Here is a 263-nt window from a genome sequence, read left to right on the forward strand (position 1 = left end):
AGGACGCGGGTCATGTCCGGGACGCCGGCGGCGACATCCACTCCCGGTTCCAGGGCCTGTCGGCGTATTACGACGCTCCGGAGGCGGAGCAGTTGTTCGGCACGACGAAGCCGGTGAAGGAGAAGGCGGACGCGTTCGGCGACGGCCTGGAGAGGGTCTCGGGCGCGTTGTCCTCTTATGCCACGGAGATTCGTCCTCTGGTGGCCAAGCTCAAGGAGCTGAAGACCAAGGCCCACACGTTCGTCGAGTCCGTCAAGGATGAT

Annotated in this window: 1 pseudogene; it reads left to right on the top strand. The window is 64.6% G+C overall.

Features of this window, described 5'->3' with window-relative positions:
* Positions 1–263: pseudogene (locus ADK65_RS07635) on the top strand (protein phosphatase); the annotation flags it as partial.

It is taken from the genome of Streptomyces sp. NRRL B-1140 (genome assembly GCF_001280065.1).
Taxonomy (GTDB): domain Bacteria; phylum Actinomycetota; class Actinomycetes; order Streptomycetales; family Streptomycetaceae; genus Streptomyces.